The organism is Kitasatospora sp. MAP5-34, from assembly GCF_029894335.1.
Lineage (GTDB): Bacteria > Actinomycetota > Actinomycetes > Streptomycetales > Streptomycetaceae > Kitasatospora.
The window spans coordinates 1-2,460 of the sequence record NZ_JARXZC010000093.1; the positions used below are offsets into that span (position 1 = coordinate 1).

Sequence of the window (2,460 nt, forward strand, 5' to 3'; positions counted from 1 at the left end):
CGACGCCCTTGGGTTCGCCGGTGGAGCCGGAGGTGAAGATGACGTAGGCGAGCGCGTCACCCGCCACCGCCACCGGACCCGCCAACGGCTCGTACGCCTCCGCCGCGCTGACGTCCGACAGCGTGAACCGGACGCCACCCGTCGCGAGCATGCGCGCACGTCGGCTCGGCGGCTGGTCGAGGCCGACGGGAAGGTATGCCGCACCCGCTGCCAGCACCCCCAGCACGGCGGCGATCTGGTCCGGCCCCTTCGGCAGTGTCACCGCCACCAGCTCGGCCGCTCGCACACCCTGGGCGTGCAGCATCGAGGCGATCCGCAGCGCCCGCTCGGCCAGTTCGCCGTAGGTCAACTGCCCGTCCGCTCCCCAGCGCAGTGCGCAGCGGTCCGGGTCGGCAGCGGCCCGGGTGAAGAAGCCCCTGTGCAGCGGCCCGGTCGGCAGGGGCCCGGCGGTGGCGTTGACGGTGTCGCGGACCGCGCGTTGTGCCGGAGGGAGCAGAGCCGGTGGCCGGTCGGACCAGTCCGCCCGTCCGGCCCAGTCGAGCAGTTCGGAGTGGGCGGCGAACATCGCGTCCAGCAGCCCGGCGGGGAACAGCTCCTCCACCGCGTCCCAGGTCACCAGCAGACCGCCGTCCCGGACCATCACCTGCTCGTCCAGCCAGACCTGCGGGGTCTGCGACACGCTCCACACCGGTCGGCGCAGCCCGTTGCTCAGCGCGTCGTCCACCCCGAGCGCACTGGTGAACACGACGGGCAGGCTCGCCTCGGCGGCGGCCGCCGGTCCGGCGGACTCGCGCAGCAACCCGAGCACCGGAGCGCCACGGTGGTCGAGGTCGCGCCACAGCCGGTCCTGCAGCCGCCGGGTCCTGGCCTCGAACGACTCCGCCGGGACGGGCTCGTGCGCCACCGGCAGCAGGGAGGTGAAGTCGCCGAGTACGCGATCAATGTCGGGGTGCACGTCCCGGCGGTCGAACAGGGTGAGTGCCACAGTCAGTTCGGGGCTCGCGCTCCAGGCGCCGAGCACCTCCGCGTAGCAGGCGAGCAGCAGGGCGGACGGTGTGAACCCGTGCTGCCGGGCGCGGGCCTGGAGCGACTGCCACTGGTCGGGGGCGAGCCAGGTCTCCCGGCGTACGAACCGGGGTCTGGCGAGGGCCGCCGGATCGGTGGCCAGCGGCAGTGCGGGGGGTGGCGGCAGCTCGGGAACCCGCTGCCGCCAGTAGGTCAGCGATCGGTCGAGTTCTTCGGCAGTCGGTTCGACCTGGCAGACGTAGTCGCGGAAGGACACGCCGATCGGCGGTAGCCCAGCGTCCGGGTCGCGGTAGAGCTGGTCGAGTTCGGCGAAGAGGATCATCATGCTCAGGCCGTCGACGAGCAGGTAGTCGAGACCGATGCCGACCCGCGTGCGGTTGTCCCCGTGCCGAGCGGCGCGTACGTCGAAGAGCGGCCAGGTCGACGGGTCGAGGCTCTGGTGGGACATCTCCTCGCGGAGTGCGGCGAGCCGCGCCGCTGCCTGTGCCTGTGCCTCTGCTTCAGTCGCAGTCTCCGCCGGCTCGGTGGCGCCGGTCACCGGGATGGTGAGCCGTGGCACCTGGGCCAGGATCAGCTGGCTGCCGTCCTCGTCGAACACCGCGCGCAGCATCTCGTGGCGGGCGATCAGCCGGTTCCAGGCCTCCTCGAGGCGGGCGAGGTCGAGGTCGGTCTCGTCGAACTCGCAGTAGTAGTAGGAACCCACGCCGCCGAGGGTGAAGGCCGAGGACCGGCCGACCCAGTAGGCGCGTTGCAGCTCGGTGGGCGGGAAGGGCTGGTTGCGTGCGGCGGGGTCGGCGGTGATCCCACCGGCCGGGCCGGCGGACGGCCCGGCGGGGAGTGTTTCCAGAGTCAGTGTCGCGGCGAACTCGGCGAGCAGCGGCGCGGTGAACAGGCTGCTGATCGCGGCTCCGGCCGCACCCGCCGCGCGCAGCCTGGTCACCACCTTGGTGGCGAGCAGCGAATCGCCGCCCAGCGCGAAGAAGTTGCCGTCACGCGAGGGTACGGACACGCCCAGGACCTCGGCCCACACCGTGCTCACCAGCCGCTCGGCGGGCGTGCGCGGCGGTTCGCCGCCGATCGCCTCGGCGGCGGACGCGGGGGCGACGGCGGTGAGCGCGGCACGGTCGACCTTGCCGTTGGCGGTCAGCGGGAGGTCGTCCCAGAGCGTGATCGCGTGCGGCACGGCGTGCTTGGGCAGCCGCTCGGCGAGGAAGGCGAGCAGGCTCTCTGCGGTGACCGAGCAGTCGTGAAGCACGGTGTGAGCGACCAACCGCCGCCGCACTCCGGTGTCGCCGGCCGTCACCACCACCCGGCGCACGGCGGGATGGCTCTCCAAGGTGGCTTCGATTTCGCCGGGTTCGAGGCGGTGGCCGTTGATTTTGAGTTGGTGGTCGGTGCGGCCGAGGAATTCGAGGGTGCCGTCGGGGTGGTAGC

Annotated in this window: 1 protein-coding gene; it reads right to left on the reverse strand. The window is 72.6% G+C overall.

Features of this window, described 5'->3' with window-relative positions:
* Nucleotides 1–2,344, reverse strand: a 2,344-nt coding sequence (locus tag P3T29_RS32465) for a condensation domain-containing protein (RefSeq protein ID WP_348532887.1), incomplete at its 3' end; no start/stop codon positions are given.
* Between the last annotated feature and the right edge of the window lie 116 nt (nt 2,345–2,460).